Origin of the sequence: Rossellomorea sp. NPDC071047, assembly GCF_050270195.1 — a bacterium.
Lineage (GTDB): Bacteria > Bacillota > Bacilli > Bacillales > Bacillaceae_B > Rossellomorea.
The window spans coordinates 274,964-292,457 of sequence record NZ_JBNNJT010000002.1 but is presented as its reverse complement, the minus strand read 5'-3'; the positions used below and the strand labels follow the sequence as shown (position 1 = coordinate 292,457).

Genomic DNA, 17,494 nt, shown 5'->3' with positions numbered 1-17,494 from the left:
ACCAAGTTTAAAGACCCTCCCTAAAAAACGGAGTGCCTCAATGACTATTCTTCCAACTTCTTAGTAATCTTACTGCTGATCCATCCCTGGCTGCCATCAGCTGTTTGAACTTTATACCATGTACGACCATCTTGATCCTTCCGTTCCTCGTTTTGAAACTTCAATTTATCTGATGAATCCGCATTATACACTACATGACTGGTCAAGGAGGGTTCTGAACGAATATTGCCGAATTCAGATGTGATTTGCATGTATATGAGGCTCTGTTCTTCTTTTTGTGTGGATGCTTCTGATGAGAATGGCCAAGTGAATTTTCCAAACACATTTTTACTAGAGTTAAGCAATTCATTTCCAAATGTCGCACCAGAAAGAAGTAATGCAATTATTAATAGGATACCTGCTGACCTTTTCTTATTTTTCTTCAACCAGGTGAAAGAAACACCTCGCCAAGGCATCAGAATAGATTTGATATATTCTTTTTTTATATATGTAGACAGCTCATCCCGGATTCCAATTTCATCATCAATGCTTTTTAATTCCTTCAAACTTTTTCTTGAGAGCTGTACAATTGGTTCATCTTGATCTGCATTTGAATCACCAATAGAATAAACCTCTTCTAAAAATTTCTCTATTAATAAATATGCTTTAAACTGCTGGGAAAAATCCTTTATCGATCCAGGTAATTCTCCAATATAGTGCCCTTCTTTCTCAACTCTTTTCTCGACCCTCTGAAAGTACTCTAAAGTTACTTTGAGATCTTCAGTTTCTTTCCTTTTCAATGCCTCTTTAATAAAGCGTAAAAGCAGGTGAGCAGAAGTAGAAAAATTCTTCTCTATATCTTTATCCTGGACGAGAAGGGGCAATTCATTATAAAGTTTTTTAGCCATAGTATAGAAGCTGTCTACCTGACCATTCTTATATTCTTCTAATAGAGCTTCTTGATAGCTCGAATAATAGTATAGATGAGCTGAGTATAAACCCGATTTTCCATCATGAAACTCGATTCTTGATGTAATGGGCCGTTGTTTAACAATGTGATAGAGCTTTTGGGATACACTTAGCGCTTCCTTCCAGCTTTTTCTCTTGATTAATTCTGTGACTCCTTCGGTTGTTTCTTCCATCCACTCTCTAGTTTCTCTTTTTTCTTTATCGGTCAATGTTAAGTAATATCGATACTCGAGCAGGGACATTTCTGCAAAAGTAAATTCCATGGCTTGAAATTGATCACTGACACGAATGATCGTTCCTCCGTAGATGGTCATCATGGCAAGGCGATAGTTTTCTTCCAATGAATTGATGAATTTATTAAACTGATCAATATATGTATTCCAATTATTAAACACCTTGTTCAATGAATCATTAATTTGTGATTCGTCGTTGCCTCCCATCAAAGCACCAACACCGGCACCTGCAAAAGGAATTCCAACTAACATCCCAAGAAGTGATGCTCCGCCTTTGATGAACGCTTTATCCCTTTTCCCTTTGTTAAGGGTACCGAGAATAATCGCGTGTTTTCCAATCATCTCCGCGTACTCCTTAAGGGCTGCGGTAAGCTGGTCAATGTGATAAACAATCGCCATTTTTAACCCATTAAAGAAATGAGAAGGATAGGTATATCGATTGAATACTTCTCCGAACTCCTGCCCTGACATCTCATTTACGAAGTTCAAATAGTCGCTTTCGATGGATGTGAATTTTAAAGCTTCTTTCAAATCGTGGGATACTCTTCCGGGATCAGTGAGCCTGAAGAACTCTTTTAAATAATTCGATTGATCTTCTTTAGTAGGTTTATCAGGCATAGAATCTTCCAAAACTCTCAAATCCTCATACCTTGAATGCAATATGCCCCAGACCTGTTCCATCGCTTCGTTTGTTTTTACTTGAACGAATGCAATGACTTCTTCAGAAACACCATTATTCAACACATGCTTCAGATCCTGTGCAATTTGATGGTACTCGTAGCTGGCATTAATAAAATAGGAATCAAGCTGTCTAACTGCCATTTAGAACAGATCCATAAAGTTTAATGCATCCATACCATCCGTTACCGAACCTAGGTCCGCTGCAGAAACTTGCGAAGAAATGGTATCAATGTCACTAAAATGATTGTTTAGATCATACGCCTGCCAACCAGCGCCATAATCTACTATTGGTGAAGAAAAATCTATCTGTGTCCCTCCAAAGATATCCGAAGATGTTGTGAAGACCGTTCCACCGGAAGAACCAGTAAAATCGAAGCCATCTCCCATAAAGTTAGGTTCAATGGAGCCGATATGTTCCCCTCCTTGATAATAATTTTCCCCACCAAAAATAGATGGTCTCCCAACAATGTCATTATCGATACCCTGCATGTCCAAGGTTGTTCCTCCATAAATGTTTTCTGAAACATGACCGGTTTCCCCATTGGAAAAGCTGACCGTTTCCCCTCCTGCCGCATTTGGAATTGTTTCAAAAACCACATTTCCATTTCCGTCAGATAAAGTTGTCCCTCTGAGCAAGTTCTCCTTCAAATGAAAAGCCTCCATTCCTGAAGTGATAATAGAATCATTTGCATAAAGTGTATTCAATAACTGAGACTCGTACATCCCCATTTTTTCTGCACCTCTTATCCTATGAATATAGTACCATTATAAATTTACATAAAAGTGGTAACAAGACTAAATTTAACCTTTACACTACAGTATTTTTAAAGTCCTACCAAAAATAGTTGTAAAACACTTCATTTAACTTTAGGGAGTGGGTGTAATACTCAGCTTGAAATAAATACCCTAATGTACCCAAATAACTCTAATAATTCTATAAACCTTACATATAATGTGAATAATTTGGTAAATAAAAATTTAGTAGAGGTGAAGCGAAATGGAAGAATTCAAGCAGCAAATCAAGAACTTATCCAGCTGCATTGAAAGGATAAGAGTGAACATCCATACGGAAGAAGCCACGAAAACGTCGTTGATCATGCCCTGATCCAAATCCTAGGCTATGATGTTTTTAACCCGGAGGAACTGGTGCCTGAGTACATAGCTGACGTTGGCATCAAAAAGGGTGAGAAGATTGATTATGCCCTCATGCAGAACAATGAACCCGTCATCCTGATTGAAGCAAAAAGTGTCAACGAAATGCTGACAAAGCATGACTCCCAGCTATTCAGATACTTTGGAACGACGAAAGCAAAGTTCGCCATATTGACAAACGGAATCGAGTATAAATTCTTCACAGATTTAGAGGAACAAAACAGGATGGATCAGAAGCCCTTCTTTGTCATTAATATGCTTGAGTTGAAAGATGCAGATATCTTTGAAATCGCTAAGTTCAGGAAGAATGATTTTAATATTGTAAATGTCTTGACCACCGCCTCTGAGCTTAAATACACAGGAGAAATAAAACAATATCTCCACCATCAATGGGAAGAACCTTCTGAAGACTTCATTAAAGTAGTCATCAATGAAGTCTATCAAGGGATGAAAACGAAGAAAGTCATTGATAACTTCAGGGATTTAGTGAAAAAATCTCTCCAGCAGTATGTGAATGAAAAAGTGAATGATAAGCTGCAGAAAGCATTGATCTCCTCAAGTGAAAATACAGAAGCAGCAGGCGCTGATTCAGACATGGATGCAGAAAAGGAAAAAGGATCTGCAGAGAAAAATGCAAATGAAGAGATTCAAACAACCGAAGAAGAAATTGAAGGGTATGTCCTAATTAAACTGATCCTGAAAGAAAAAGTGGATCCTTCAAGAGTGTTTTATCGGGACAACAAAAGCTATTTCAACGTACTGTTAGACGACAACATACGAAAATGGATCTGTAGATTGGGATTCAATGGCCTGACTAAATACATCCAATTGAATGATGAAAAACGGACGAATATTAAAATAGATTCAGTGAACGACCTACTGGATTATAAAGAAGAGATCTTGGCGGTAGCTGGGCAGTTTGAGTCGATTCCCAGTAAATGAAAAGAGACAACAGGTATCATCAACAATATCTATTAATGCATTTTGTTCTACACAAGATAAATAATATAATGCATAAGAATCTGATAGTTGTCATTTTAAAGAACAACTCTTAGTATTTTTTCCAGAAGCAATCACTAATATTGAAAGTAAATCCTAGATTTCCTTATCGGGTAAATATCCCCAAAAGTATATTGGGACGTAATTGATGCATCATCATATGAAGCGTCAGTTACGTCCCCGTGCTTTTCCATTTTACACTCTCAATTAACTGAAGAAGCAGCCGCTTCATCCGCCTTCACACAATCAATCGCAATAACAAGAGCAATCATCATCGTTTCCATCTCTTCATTCATTACGTTCACCCTGTAACTGTCGCCCCAAGTGAACCACTCCTTGCCCACTTCGCCGACAACGTTGCCATGCTCCAACACCTGAAACTGCATATCCCACCAATTCCCCTGCACTTCAATGCCTGCCGCATCAATCGTATAGCGTGCTTTTAAGAAGGAGAGCTCCTTCTTGATCGTTAATACCTCTTGCCCATTCACCTCAACTAAAAACGTCGGTAAAAAGCTGAACGTTTTCTTCGTGATGAGCGCTACTTCATCCCTGCTTGCATTCATAATGGAGAAAGTCTTCGGAACCTTCATAAAGCTTCCCTCCACATAATATCGGTCCTTCTCCTCTTGGTCCTTTACCGTGAACTTCCCACTTAGGCTGAATACCTTTTGTTTGATATAAAGTTGCCTCATGATTTTGCCTCCCGCTCTTGAGTCTTTATTTTATTTACGTTTGAGATGGGATTTGGTTCCATTATGGTGCATTCGTTTTTATCACTCAGCTAACGGCATCGGTTCATCCGCTATGAAGCTCCCTTACTATAATGGAAGTGGTTCGAATAGCTGTTTCAATCTCCTACGATTAAATACTCAAAATCGATTTCCTACATTTCACCCCTCCTACCTCTTCGATTTCCATGTGTATTTATGTAATATTATGGTAACATGTAAGGAGTATCCTACTAGCATCAAATGAAACGAGGAATAACATATGCCCATACCTGAAAGAGACTACTGGAATGATGATCGTTACCGGCCGAAGAACAAGAAAGCTCCTAAATGTCATGGGGCGTCATCGGCTTCATCCTTATTGCCTTGTTTGCGAGCGGCTTACCAATGAAGCTCTACAACGAGATCACCATCCACTCGGAACAGAAAATACGGGGTTACCTTCAAGAGCGAGAGCAATACTTCAGCTCCAATGACCAAAGCTTCAAACAGCTGCTGACCAAGATCAACGCTGCTAACGGAAACCTTTCATCCCTTACACTCGACATCAACGAAACCGATATGATTCTCACTCAAAATTACCAAAAGCTCATCGATCTCGATCCTCCCCACGATTTCAAGGAGCTTCACAACAAAACCATCGAACTGTATGTCATCAAACAGGCAGCCGTCGACTATCTCGTATCATCAGCAAATGCCAATACCTATCATTCTGAAATACTATCTACTTATATAGAAGAAAGTAATCGAAAGATGAGTGAGTTACGTCCACTGATGGTTGAAGGATTGCAGAAAGCAGATCTTCGTTATCGTATCGAGCAGGATGGCTCGTTGACATATTGGGTGAAGAATCATTATTCACGGAGTTTGGAGTAAGGAGCGATCCATGAGCTTAAATGAGAAAAGAGAAATGTATTGGAAGGCATAAAAATGATTCGTCTAAAGGAGAGAGAATGAATGACGACTACATATGTGAATTGGGGAGAAGCAAAAGTAAAATTAACCTGGTGTGCTGATAAAGAGCTCCCTCCAAGAGAACGGATAACCAGCGTTCATGGATTTTGTTTCAAGGAAGATCAATTATTATTGGTTAACTTAAATCATCGAGGGTGGGACTTTCCTGGAGGTCATATCGAGAAAGAAGAGACCACTGAAGAATGTCTGAAACGTGAGACCTATGAAGAAGGGTACGTTTCAGGAAGCCTCTCCCTTTTAGGTCACATCATTGTTGACCATCGAGAAAACCCCATCTGGGATCAAAATAGTCCTTACCCTCAAATAGGATATCAAGTTTTTTACCGAATGGACATTGACCAATTACATAAATTTCAGGGTAAGTATGAGTCAATAGAAAGACTGTTTATTAATCCAAGTGAAGCCGCAGGATACTATCAGGATTGGAACGGGCTTTATCAGGAAATACTTGATGAGGCTTGCAATGGCACTGATGCACCGGGACGGTTCTGATTCTTGTTAATGATGTTAAAAGAAGCACGAGAACCGTCCCCATCCTTTTATGGTAATGAACAAACAATTTGGTTTATAATGGGAACGATAGCATGTGGTGCAACAAACATCATGCTTCCTCCTTGGTGATGTACTACAATCTAGAAAGGTGTGTCTGCAATGAAATACATAGTCGGCATGTATGTTGTAATGTCTATGATGGTATGTGTGAATTTAATAAGTGGGTATCTATTAAACGGAGAGTATTGGGCGATCGCAAGCTGGTCGATTACTGCTTTGTTTTTCTTTGGCACTTTATTTTTCATTAATGCTAGATATGTATTTTGGAAGAAAAAGATTGAAAGTTAAAAGAAGCACGGGAACCATCCCCACACTTCCTTTAACCCGAAGCTCCAGATCAAGCCGATGCTTGATCTGCCTTCGCACAATCAATCGCAATAACGAGTGCAATCATAATGGTTTCCATTTCTTCATCTATTACTTGAACCTTATAGCTATCGCCCCAAGTGAACCATTCCTGGCCCACTTCACCTACGACTCTGCCATGCTGTAACACTTTAAAATTCATGTCCCACCAATTCCCCTGTACTTCAATACCTGCCGCATCCATCGTATAACGCGCTTTTAAAAGGGACCACTCCCGCTTAATCGTTACTACCTCTTGACCATTCACTGCAACAAAAAACTTCGGTAAAAAGCTGAAAGTCTTCTTCGTAATCAGTGCTACTTTATCCCTGCTTGCATCCATAATGGAGAAAGTCTTCGGAACCTTCATAAAGCTTCCCTCCACATAATATCTATCTTTCTCATCTTGATCCTTTACCGTGAACTTCCCGCTAAGACTGAATACTTTTTGCTTGATATAAAGCTGCCTCATCATTTTGCCTCCCGCTCTTGAGTCTTAATTTTATTTACGTTTGAGATGGGATTTGGTTCCAAAGGGATGCCATCATTTTTTCACTCAGCAATCGCCAGCGGGTCCTTGAGGGATGCTGCCTCAGAATAAAAAAGAAACAAGGAAGACACCCCTTTACTACTAGAAAAAAATACCTATATCTAAATAGAACCTCAAGAATTATAATATTCTAGAATTATAAAGAGAAACCTAGGGGGACAAGGAATGAAACAGTTAGTTTCAGTGTTTATGGCTCTTGTCATTGGCTTTGGAGTCTTACCTGTTATGACTTATGCCATTGAGCCGAATGAACCAGAGTTTGAAACGTTTTTAAAAGGTATTGGCTGGAATAAGCAGGATTATATCGATTATATGGATATGAAAGAATGGTATTTAGAAGATGTTGAGTCGATTGATGATCTTGGTACCCCTCTTTCGGAAGAATCTATTGGTCTTGTATTAGAAGAATTTGACCTAAGTCGCGAAGAGTTAAATGAACTTCTAGTTGAGTATGGTGACATAGAGGAAGGACAAGATGTATTAGAAGGAACATGGATTATTTTCTCTGAAGATCTTCATGAATATGTCGATTTCTATTTAAACGGTTGGGAAGGTACTCCGATTGATACGGAAAATCTTCAGAAGCTTCTGACTGATTATGGTTTAGATTCAAAAGAAGCACTGGACACGTTATTAAATGAAAACGATGATTCGATCGAAAACTATGAATACATTGAAGACCTTGAGCTTTCCGTTGATTATTATGTGAACGGGGGCGACGATTCAGACGAACTATTTGATCTGTTCACAGAGATCGGACTGACCGATGAGGAATTTGAGAAACTGTTCACTCATCTTGAAACTCTTGATTTTGAAAATTCTGCTGTAATCGATCAGATGATTGAGCTAAGTGAAAGAATGATAGCATTTGAGAATTTTGAAACGGCGGAAGAACTGTCCGTTGAACAAACCGCAGAGCTTTTCGACATAATGAATGACATGCTTGATCTATTTGAATTAAAGACGGATTATTATCTTGTAAAAGACGGTGAAAAACAACCCGTATCAATGGATTCCTTAATGACGATGGATACGACGAATGGGTATAACCTGTTGATCGAACTCTACAACCATCAAGGAACGTTTCTTGCCGATATCTTATTGACCGCTGACATGTTTGACTCAGGACTTATCCAGGAAACTGGGAAAGACATAGTGCAGGCAGAGGAAATCGTGACAGAAAATCCAAAAGCGTTAGAAAGCAAGACAGCAAAACCTCTGGCGAAAACCGTCAAAGGCGGTGAGCTTCCAACGACAGCATCCAATTATGCAGGAAAAGCATTCGCCGGGATTGCCTTTGTATTAGCCGGTATCCTCTTATTCCGTCGCATCGGGGTTAAAGGAATCAACCAATGAGACAACACAACATGAGAAGAAGCAGGCGCCTGCTTCTTCTTTCCCTATCTATCTTGTTGATGGTATTTGGTCTATGGTTCGGAGGTACGAATGCCTATGCCTATCTGAAAGGATATTGGCTCTCTCAAACAGGTCAAGTAGACGCCGCGGACTATAAAGCAGAGCCAGATGTATCGGAACAACATAAAGAACAAGAAGAAAAACCCCTTTACTCTAAACGTCCCGAAAAAGGTGAAAATATAGGCGAACTCATTATTCCAAAGTTGGAGGCAAAGCTGCCCATCTATCATGGAACAGATGAAGATGAACTGGAAAAAGGAGTCGGCCATTTCGCAGGAAGTGTCTTGCCTGGTGAAAACGACAATTCCATCCTGTCAGGGCATCGCGATACCGTCTTTCGTAAGCTTGGTGAAGTTGGTGTAGGCGATCTGCTTATCGTACAAACAACTGCGGGGGAATTTACGTATAAAGTAAAGAAAGTACGGATTGTGGACAAGGACGATCCAACCGTCATCGTACCAAAACCCAACGCAACATTAACGGTTTCTACATGCTATCCTTTTCATTTTATCGGGGCATCGCCTGAGCGTTATATCCTTGTGGCAGATTTAATTGCTGCAAAGGAAAAGGGCTCTGATCAATCTCTATAAGCAGGTCGGGAAAACAGATGGTTTTCTGGTCCTGCTTTATTTAATAGGTTCTCCTGCTTCCAACACATACAAAAAAAGAAGCAAGAGAAACCCTTGCTTCCTTCAACCTTTACTTCAAACTCTCCGAAAACTCCGTAAAAATAACCCCAAGCGCATAGGCCCGGCATCCGGATGACCAAGGCTTCTTTCCCCAACAGTACCGGCACGTCCCATCCGGGCAACGATTTCCTTCGTTTTCTCGGCTCCTTCTACAGCAGACGCTGCTCCCTTTTCAAAAGCTATCTTGAAGTCATCTCCGTCTGCCGCACTATGTGACCAGGAGTCTGCACACGGAACGAAGGCGTCCACGAGGGTTTTGTCGCCTACCTCTGCTCCTCTGCCGAAGGATCGTTCGCCTGTATCCTGAATTCCCTTCACCGCCGCTTGCAGCATGTCCGCGAATTCTTCCACGGTCAGTTCCTTTCGATCTTGCGCTGCTTTCCCTGCCGCACGGAATGCGGATCCCCAGAAGCAGCATGGAGGACGGTTCTCCCGCTTCCACCTCAAAAAAAAGAAGCACGGGAACCGTCCCCGTGCTTCACAATAGCGCCCGATTCCTATATAACTTTTAAGGCTCACTAATTCCTATTGCTAGAAAAAGAAAATAAGCGAACACTAACACTGCACCATTTAATATCATTCCAGTTATCATAAACCACAGTTTTTTAGATGCTATGGCAAAAATAATTCCAAGTAAGGAAAGTATCGTAAATACGCTTATACCTAAAGTTAAATTTGCATTCGGTCCTCGAATAATGAAGAAAAAAATGATACTTATTAGTACGGTTAATATTGATAAAATTCCCAAAATATTTTTTTTATTCAAATTACGACCTCCTTTAAACCCTCAAAACATTATGCAACTTGATATTTTTTGATTCGCAAATACACGAGGATATCTAAAGTAATTTTAATCACCAACAGGACAATCATTGTAAACACTAAATTTTGAATAAAATGATTCAGAAGAAAATCATTTTTTGAACTCAATAAAGATAAGAAATCCTCAATAGTATAGTTATTTATTGGAAGTAAGTTTAATGATTTATAAACGATTCCCCTTTTAAAAAATTCTGTTAAGGCCTTTGGTAATAAAAATAAGCCTAATGAAATGACTAATGAACTGAATGGTGAACGGGTAAGAGATGAAACATATAAAGTTATCCCTATAATCGACAGCAAGCTAATAAAATGTAAGACTATAACCAATAAAAACACTTGTAAATGATTGAGTTCAACTGGGAAACTGAATAGTTTTAATGAAAAATTTGTTTGAATACTAATATCCCAGCCATCAAAACCACTATTATAAACATAGAAAGACACAAGTGAGATGATTTGAATAAATAGAAATACACTAATTGATATTAGAGTTGAAGCCATAATTTTTGAGATTGTCAATTTGCTTCTACCAAATCTTGTAGACAGTAATAATTGATTCATATTTCTTGATGTATCGCCGGAGAAAACAAGTGAACATATTAAAATTGTAATCACGCTTGTAAGAATGAATAATTGATTTGTGACTTTATAAAGATCATACCATGTCACGTAACTTCCAATTTTCAAAGGTTTTTCAAATTCAGAAAAACCTATTTCTTTTATCGTTTTAAGCTTTATTTCATCAATCATCACTTTTTCATTTTGGGCTATAGCTTCATTCATCTTTAAATAAATATCTTCATCGTTCGGAAAGAATACTTCTCCAATTTGCCAAGAAAACAAATCAAAGGTTTTGTTTTCTACATAACTACTTTGATATCGATCTATGTAATTTGCAAGAATGCTTTTAACTTTTTGATCTGTAAAATCGCCTGTACTTTCTTTCACAACCTCATGATAAAGTTCAGTTCCTTCGCCTACTTTTTCACCACTAATGTTGAGTTGTGAATAATAAAAACCAATGAATAATATTCCTGCCAGAACAATCAATGACACAATAAGTCCACCGATGAAAGATTTACTTTGGATAATCTTATCAATCTCACACTTCATCAGATTCATCATTTTTTAGAGTCCTCTCGAAAATAGTATAGATACAAATCTTCCAATGTCGGTTGAACTTGTAGGGCGTCATGGGTAGGCTTTTTCTTTGAAATCATTCTTAACACTGTACCATTCTCACCATGTTTTTGGTTGCTAATCACATGATTTTCTACCATCTCTTTCAGTTTGCTTGCCTCTACCACACACTCCCAAACATCTCCATGAATCGTGCTGACTAATTCGGAGGAAACACCTCTGTTTTCAAGCTTCCCTTGGTTTAACACAAGAATTTCATCTGCAATATACTCAATGTCAGAAACGATATGCGTAGATAGAATAACAATTTTATTTTCAGAAAAAGAACTAATCAAATTCCTAAAACGAACACGTTCTTTCGGATCTAATCCAACTGTCGGTTCGTCTAAAATCAAGACTTCTGGGTCATTGATCATTGCTTGCGCGATCCCTAATCGTTGTTTCATTCCACCAGAATATTTTTTTATCTTCTTATTCGCCACATCTTCCAACCCGACCAGCTTCAATAATTCAAGACTTCTATTTTTAGCATAGTTTTTATTAATCCCTTTAAGAGCTGCGATGTATAACATAAATTTCATCCCAGTGAAGTCAGGATAATAGCTGAAATCTTGTGGTAAATATCCTAAAATAGAGCGGAAAGCATCTGGATTCATTTGTACATCTTCATGATTATATTTGACGGATCCTGCACTTTGTTTCATCACCCCACAGATAATTCTAAATAAAGTGGTTTTACCCGATCCGTTAGAACCTAAAAGGCCGTAAACACCTGGTTTTAACGCAAATGAGACATCAAGTAGAACAGTCGTATCATCATATTTCTTGGTAATATGGTTTAACTCAAGCAGCATTCATAAACGCCTCCCATTTATTAACTTTAAGATTTTCCCTTATGAAAAAAAGTAAAAATGGTATGGACAAAATATATCCTGCTATCCAATAGTTCAAATTCAACTCATAAACATTAAAAAAATTGGTTATAAATAGGAAACTGACAAGAACAATTCCTGAACTAACCCAGAAAACAACGGAAGATCGTGTATTTCTCCATACTGTAAAAAGAGAAAATAGGACGATGCAAGAAATATTGAAAGGAACCAGTAAATACAAAATGATCTTCAAAAAGGAAATGGCAAGTACACCTTGTGAAATAAAAGCCAGGCAAACGATTAACAGTAAATCGGCTAGTCCAAAAATCAATAACTTTATGATGGTATGTTGACGCAAATCATATTTAAGTGTTTGCTCTAATTCCCACATTCCAGATGTGAAACTGCGAACTACCTCATCAATAAAGAAAATAACAGAGAATATAACAATAACGGTTAACGTTTGAATGATGAACATGAATGACTCCTCATAAATAACCCCGGTAATTAAAATAGTGGTCAAAAGGAGGAGAACAAATTGAAAAAACCATGTATGTAATCTAGTAAATTGTATAGACGAAAGAATAAGATCCAATAAAGAATGTTTGTTCCGTTGATTTTGAATGATTTCTTGCTTTCCTATATGAATTACTTTTTGTTTCTGAAGCTCATCAATATCCACTTCATACGTCTTCATGTTCTTTATCGTACTATTAGTCATTCTTAAACTCCTTTCTATCTAACAATTCCTTAAGTTTCCTCAGCCCTTGATAAATCCTGGATTGAGATGTGGGCACGCTCGTTTTCGTGATTTTTGCAATGGTTTTCACTTTAAAGTCATGGTAATACTTTAAAATTAAGGCTTCTCTTTGAATAGCAGGCAGTGCATTAAGGGCAAGTTGTATTTGATTTTTATTTTCTTGGGTAATAAGATTTGCCACAATAATTTCAGACCCGACATTTATCACTTCTTCATCCAATTCATACGGAGTAAGTTTTTTTTTATTATAGTAGTTGTTACATACATTAACTGTTATCGTAAATAAATAATTAAAGAACTTCCCGTTAAATTTATAGTTCTCAAGGTTTTCAATGACTTTAAGAAAGATATCCTGAGTTAAGTCCGCGGCTAAAGTCTGATTGCCTAAACATCTTCGTACACAAAATGAAAAAATTTGATTGTAGTATTTATTCACCAGATCCTCCCAGGCTTCGGGATCACCGGCTTTGATTCTACGTATTAACATATAATCTTCAATCGTCCTCACCTACTAATAGCAAAAGTATTCTTCAATATAGATTAACAAAGTTCATTCGTAAATCATTTAAATTATTTAAAGAATTTTAAATTAAACGTGTATCCAGCAACAGGAAGCATGGGGACGGTTCTGTTGCTTCCTCCTCAAAAAAAGAAGCACGAGAACCATCCCCGAGCTTCACTGCTTCCAACTCTCCAGAAAAAGAAGCATGGGAATCGTTCCCATGCTTTCGATCTAGTAGTATATATAATCTTCTTCTTTTATAAAAAATAGGCAGAAGATACATAAGCGACAACGATAGAAAGGCTTACGTATAAGGAAAACATTATAATCTTTTTATCCGTGATTTTTTTGATAGCTAGAGTTAATAATAGTAGGAATAGAAGGGCAGGGCCTGCAATATTCACATAATAGGCGAATTCAGTCTCATGTCCATATTTTATGAAGTAAAAGGCTTGAAACCCTGCCCAAAATAATAACAAACTACCTATTAGGTTTTCTACCATGCTTATTTTCTCCATTTTCCCTTTCATTGAAATACCTCCTTGATAGGTTAAGAAAGCAAGGGCAAAAGAATCCCTTTACCTACTTCCGATCCCCACCATGCCTCACCCTATACAATATCGAAGCAAAAAGATTAGCCAAAAAGAATAACGGGTTCCCCTGCATATTCCCATGAAGGCTCAGTTCACCAGCATTCATGGCATCATACATATCTCCCTGTTTCTTTCCTTTCAATCGGTTCTTCTCCTCTTCAGCTTTTAAAGCGATCAAGAAGCGATATTGCATAGGTTAGATCAACAGAGAAATCAACACATATATCCCGAAAATAGCTAGATAGATATACAATTCCTTTTAACTGCCTCCTCAAGTTCACCACTGTTTTGTTTCTTATATATACGTTTAACTGAATTGGAAAGTTTCGTTAATAACTGTCTCTTGTCGGAAGCACAGGGACGGTTCTCCCGCTTCCAACCCACAAAATAAAGAAGCAAGAGAGCCGTCCCCTTGCTTCCTCCACTCCTTATTTCAAACTCTCCGCAAGCTCCGTAAAGATAACCCCCAGCGCATAAGCACCGGCATCTGGATGACCGAGGCTTCGTTCACCTACCGTACCGGCACGTCCCATCCGGGCAACGATATCCTTGGTTTTCTCTGCTCCCTCAACAGCGGCCGCTGCTCCTTTTTCAAACGCGGTCTTGAAGTCACCGCCGTCTGTGGCACTTTGTGACCAGGAGTCCGCACATGGAACAAGTGCATCCACGAGGGTTTTGTCCCCGACTTCAGCTCCTCTGCCGAAGGATCGTTCGCCTGTATCCTTGATTCCCTTCACGGCCGCTTGCAGCATGTCCGCAAATTCTTTCACGGTCAGTTCCTTTCGATCTTGCGTCGATTTCCCTGCCGCACGGAATGCGGATCCCCAGATCGGACCGGAAGCACCGCCGCAGTATTCCATGATGACCATGGAGCTTGCATCCAGGAAACTGCCGATTGTGAGATTTTCTTGACTAAGGATGTCTTTCCACTCCCGCTTCAACTGCTTGAATCCTTTGGAGACACTCATTCCGAAATCCCCGTCCCCGGCATGGGAATCCAATTCACAGAAAGGTACTTCGTTCTTGATGATGATGTCGCTCATTTTATCCACGAGGTAGATGATATTTCCGAGTGTTGCTCTATCGTTTTTAATCACAGCGTGTTCTTCCGGTGTTTCCACTTCGAAGGAGAATGGTTTCGCTTCCTCATCTTCTTCGAGGTCGATGTACTCCACACCAGGTACCGGTCCGTCCACTCTAAACGCAGGCGCTGTACTTTCACTCGATAGCAATGTTTTCAACTCTTCGTCGAGCTTCATTACGGTCAGGGAAACGCCTGCCATATCGATGCTCGTCATGTAATTACCGACAAAGGCACGCCTGATCGAGATCTTTTTATCCGCCAAAATCCGGGTGACAGCATTGTTGAAAAGGTAGAGTTCCTGTAGCGGTGTACCTCCAAAGCCGTTTACCAGGATCGCGATCTCGGAGGAATCCCCCTCTTCCATTTTCAGATCCTTCAGAAGGTCGTTTACCATACGCTCCGCCAGTTCATCAGCAGACGCGATTTTCTCTCGTCTTGTCCCCGGCTCTCCGTGAATTCCGACACCATATTCGATTTCATCATCAGCCAATTTGAACGTCGGAGATCCACTGGCTGGGACGATGCAGGATGTCAGTGCGAAGCCAATGCTGCGGACATTTTCAGCGGCTTTTTCCGCCAAGGCTTTGACTTCCCGCAAGTCCCTTCCTTCATCAGCAGCAGCTCCGGCAATTTTATGTACCAACACGGTTCCCGCGACACCGCGGCGCCCCACTGTATAAAGGCTGTCTTCCACGGCAATATCATCATCGACTTTGACATATTCCACGGGAATGCCATCCTCTGAGGCCATATGAGCCGCATTTTTAAAATTCATGATATCCCCGCTGTAATTCTTAATGACGAGCAGGGCTCCCTTTTTGCCGGCTGTCGCCTTGATTGCATGATAGACTTGGATCTGGGAAGGTGATGCAAACACGTCACCGCAGACTGCAGCATCGAGCATCCCCTTTCCCACAAGTCCCGCATGTGCAGGCTCATGTCCGCTTCCCCCGCCGCTGATCAAGGTTACCTTATTTTCATTCAAATCCTTTTTCTTCATGACCTTATACTTTTTCATAAACTCGAGCTCCGGATGAGCCATGGCCATCCCATTGCACATTTCCACGACCAGATCTTCAGGTTTGTTCATGACTTTCTTCATTAATATTTCCTCCTCCAGTATATCGTCCAGCTTAAAACGAAAGCACCTCATCTTATAACGTCCCGGATTGCCTTCTCTATTCTATATCCGTTTTGGGGGTGGTTGAAAACCTGGTGGGGGCATGGGGACGGTTTTGATGCTTTCTCAAAATAACAAAAAGAAGCAAGAGCCCCCCTTGCTTCCTTCCATTTAAATCGTACTCGTATCAATCACAAATCGATACTTCACATCAGAACCCAATACCCGTTCGTACGCTTCATCGATGTAATCAGCCGAAATCACTTCAATCTTCGGAACAATTCCATGTTCCCCGCAAAAATCGAGCATTTCCTGCGTCTCACGAATTCCACCGATCAAGGAACCGGCAAATGAACGACGGTGACCGATCAATGAGAACACATTGACTTCAAGCGGTTCAGCAGGTGCTCCTACATTGACCATCGCGCCATCAAGCGTCAACAGTGATAGATACGCACTGATATCAATTTTGGCGCTGACCGTGTTAATGATCAGATCAAACGTACCGGCCAGTTTCTCAAACGTCTCCTGCTCGGTGGTGGCATAATAGGCTTCTGCCCCGAATTCCAGTCCATCCTCTTTTTTATTTAACGTACGGGAAAGGACGCTCACTTCAGCTCCCATGGCGTGTGCAATCTTGACCGCCATATGACCGAGTCCACCCATGCCGACAACGGCCACTTTCTTACCTGGGCCTGCATTCCAATGGTTCAATGGAGAATACGTCGTAATGCCGGCACATAGTAGAGGTGCTGCAGCGTCAAGCTCGATGTTATCAGGGATGCGGAGGACGAAATCTTCCGTTACCACGATATGGGTTGAATAACCGCCTTGGGTAAGCTCGCCGTATTTGTCCACACCGGCGTAGGTCGGTACGTTTCCTTTGAGGCAGTATTGCTCTTCCCCATCACGGCAGTTCTTGCATTCGCCGCATGAATCAACCATACATCCAACTCCTACCCGGTCACCTGCTTTATACTTCGTGACCTCGGAACCGACCTCCGTGACGATTCCCGCAATCTCGTGCCCGGGTACGAGCGGATACTTCACTTCCCCCCAGTCACCGTGTGCCGTATGGATATCAGAGTGGCAGATTCCTGCATACTTGATTTCAATCAGAACATCATGCACATCAAGATCACGCCTCTCGATTTCAGCCTCTCTGAAAGATTTGTCAGGACCGTCAACAGCTCGTGCTTTAGCAATAACCATGAATAAATTACCTCCTGTAATAGATGCTTTCAAGAGAAAATGAACTCTTGTTAAACCAATGGTAAACCCTATAGTTAACTCTAGGTCAAGCAATAACCATAATCGAATCTGCTGATTT

Annotated in this window: 17 protein-coding genes and 2 pseudogenes; 5 read left to right on the top strand and 14 right to left on the bottom strand. The window is 40.2% G+C overall.

All coding sequences use genetic code 11. From position 1 onward, the window contains the following. Positions 1 to 44: 44 nt before the first annotated feature. Together ACQKFO_RS09265 and ACQKFO_RS09260 are read right to left on the bottom strand one after the other, a co-directional pair. Complete coding sequence (locus tag ACQKFO_RS09265) at positions 45 to 2,003, bottom strand: SH3 domain-containing protein (RefSeq protein WP_427598192.1); 1,959 nt, start codon at positions 2,001 to 2,003, stop codon at positions 45 to 47. Further along, entirely contained in the window at positions 2,004 to 2,510 is a 507-nt protein-coding gene (locus ACQKFO_RS09260; protein ID WP_427598190.1) for a hypothetical protein, read from the bottom strand. Positions 2,511 to 2,859: 349 nt separating this feature from the next. On the opposite strand from ACQKFO_RS09260, the pseudogene ACQKFO_RS09255 reads away from it, so the two are divergent. Then, positions 2,860 to 3,956: pseudogene (locus tag ACQKFO_RS09255) on the top strand (type I restriction endonuclease). 260 nt (positions 3,957 to 4,216) lie between these two features. On the opposite strand, the gene ACQKFO_RS09250 reads toward ACQKFO_RS09255, so the two are convergent. After that, positions 4,217 to 4,708 carry an LURP-one-related/scramblase family protein gene (locus ACQKFO_RS09250; protein ID WP_427598188.1) on the bottom strand — a complete coding sequence of 164 codons (492 nt, stop codon included), beginning with the start codon at positions 4,706 to 4,708 and terminating at the stop codon, positions 4,217 to 4,219. Between the two features lie 366 nt (positions 4,709 to 5,074). On the opposite strand from ACQKFO_RS09250, the gene ACQKFO_RS09245 reads away from it, so the two are divergent. Together ACQKFO_RS09245 and ACQKFO_RS09240 are read left to right on the top strand one after the other, a co-directional pair. After that, positions 5,075 to 5,620 carry a hypothetical protein gene (locus tag ACQKFO_RS09245; protein WP_427598186.1) on the top strand — a complete coding sequence of 182 codons (546 nt, stop codon included), beginning with the start codon at positions 5,075 to 5,077 and terminating at the stop codon, positions 5,618 to 5,620. A gap of 81 nt (positions 5,621 to 5,701) precedes the next feature. Beyond that, entirely contained in the window at positions 5,702 to 6,211 is a 510-nt protein-coding gene (locus ACQKFO_RS09240; protein ID WP_427598184.1) for an NUDIX hydrolase, read from the top strand. 397 nt (positions 6,212 to 6,608) lie between these two features. Here ACQKFO_RS09240 and ACQKFO_RS09235 read toward each other — a convergent pair whose 3' ends face one another. Beyond that, positions 6,609 to 7,088 (bottom strand): LURP-one-related/scramblase family protein, encoded by a 480-nt coding sequence (locus tag ACQKFO_RS09235; protein WP_427598182.1) that lies wholly within the window; start codon positions 7,086 to 7,088, stop codon positions 6,609 to 6,611. 243 nt (positions 7,089 to 7,331) lie between these two features. Here ACQKFO_RS09235 and ACQKFO_RS09230 point away from each other — a divergent pair, with 243 nt between their 5' ends. Then, positions 7,332 to 8,522, top strand: coding sequence for a processed acidic surface protein (locus ACQKFO_RS09230; RefSeq protein ID WP_427598180.1), 1,191 nt, complete (start codon positions 7,332 to 7,334; stop codon positions 8,520 to 8,522). Beyond that, positions 8,519 to 9,172 (top strand): class D sortase, encoded by a 654-nt coding sequence (locus ACQKFO_RS09225; RefSeq protein ID WP_427598178.1) that lies wholly within the window; start codon positions 8,519 to 8,521, stop codon positions 9,170 to 9,172. Before ACQKFO_RS09230 ends, ACQKFO_RS09225 begins: the two co-directional genes overlap by 4 nt. Positions 9,173 to 9,281: 109 nt before the next feature. Here ACQKFO_RS09225 and ACQKFO_RS09220 read toward each other — a convergent pair. The 10 genes and pseudogenes from ACQKFO_RS09220 to ACQKFO_RS09175 form a co-directional block, all read right to left on the bottom strand. Further along, positions 9,282 to 9,679: pseudogene (locus ACQKFO_RS09220) on the bottom strand (DAK2 domain-containing protein); the annotation flags it as partial. Positions 9,680 to 9,779: 100 nt separating this feature from the next. Continuing rightward, a complete protein-coding gene (locus ACQKFO_RS09215) occupies positions 9,780 to 10,037 on the bottom strand; it encodes a hypothetical protein (RefSeq protein WP_282137402.1) in 258 nt (85 codons plus the stop codon). A gap of 29 nt (positions 10,038 to 10,066) precedes the next feature. Beyond that, entirely contained in the window at positions 10,067 to 11,218 is a 1,152-nt protein-coding gene (locus ACQKFO_RS09210; RefSeq protein WP_427598176.1) for an ABC transporter permease subunit, read from the bottom strand. Next, positions 11,215 to 12,087 carry an ABC transporter ATP-binding protein gene (locus ACQKFO_RS09205; protein WP_282137404.1) on the bottom strand — a complete coding sequence of 291 codons (873 nt, stop codon included), beginning with the start codon at positions 12,085 to 12,087 and terminating at the stop codon, positions 11,215 to 11,217. Before ACQKFO_RS09205 ends, ACQKFO_RS09210 begins: the two co-directional genes overlap by 4 nt. After that, positions 12,077 to 12,826 (bottom strand): hypothetical protein, encoded by a 750-nt coding sequence (locus tag ACQKFO_RS09200; RefSeq protein WP_282137405.1) that lies wholly within the window; start codon positions 12,824 to 12,826, stop codon positions 12,077 to 12,079. Before ACQKFO_RS09200 ends, ACQKFO_RS09205 begins: the two co-directional genes overlap by 11 nt. Then, entirely contained in the window at positions 12,819 to 13,352 is a 534-nt protein-coding gene (locus tag ACQKFO_RS09195) for an RNA polymerase sigma factor (protein WP_282137406.1), read from the bottom strand. Before ACQKFO_RS09195 ends, ACQKFO_RS09200 begins: the two co-directional genes overlap by 8 nt. A 272-nt stretch (positions 13,353 to 13,624) precedes the next feature. After that, on the bottom strand, positions 13,625 to 13,897 hold the full coding sequence (locus ACQKFO_RS09190; RefSeq protein ID WP_282137407.1) for a hypothetical protein: 273 nt from the start codon (positions 13,895 to 13,897) through the stop codon (positions 13,625 to 13,627). Positions 13,898 to 13,949: 52 nt separating this feature from the next. After that, complete coding sequence (locus ACQKFO_RS09185; RefSeq protein ID WP_282137408.1) at positions 13,950 to 14,153, bottom strand: DUF3949 domain-containing protein; 204 nt, start codon at positions 14,151 to 14,153, stop codon at positions 13,950 to 13,952. 235 nt (positions 14,154 to 14,388) lie between these two features. Then, positions 14,389 to 16,146 (bottom strand): dihydroxyacetone kinase subunit DhaK, encoded by a 1,758-nt coding sequence (gene dhaK / locus ACQKFO_RS09180; RefSeq protein ID WP_427598172.1) that lies wholly within the window; start codon positions 16,144 to 16,146, stop codon positions 14,389 to 14,391. Positions 16,147 to 16,335: 189 nt separating this feature from the next. Next, on the bottom strand, positions 16,336 to 17,376 hold the full coding sequence (locus ACQKFO_RS09175) for an NAD(P)-dependent alcohol dehydrogenase (protein ID WP_282137410.1): 1,041 nt from the start codon (positions 17,374 to 17,376) through the stop codon (positions 16,336 to 16,338). Between the last annotated feature and the right edge of the window lie 118 nt (positions 17,377 to 17,494).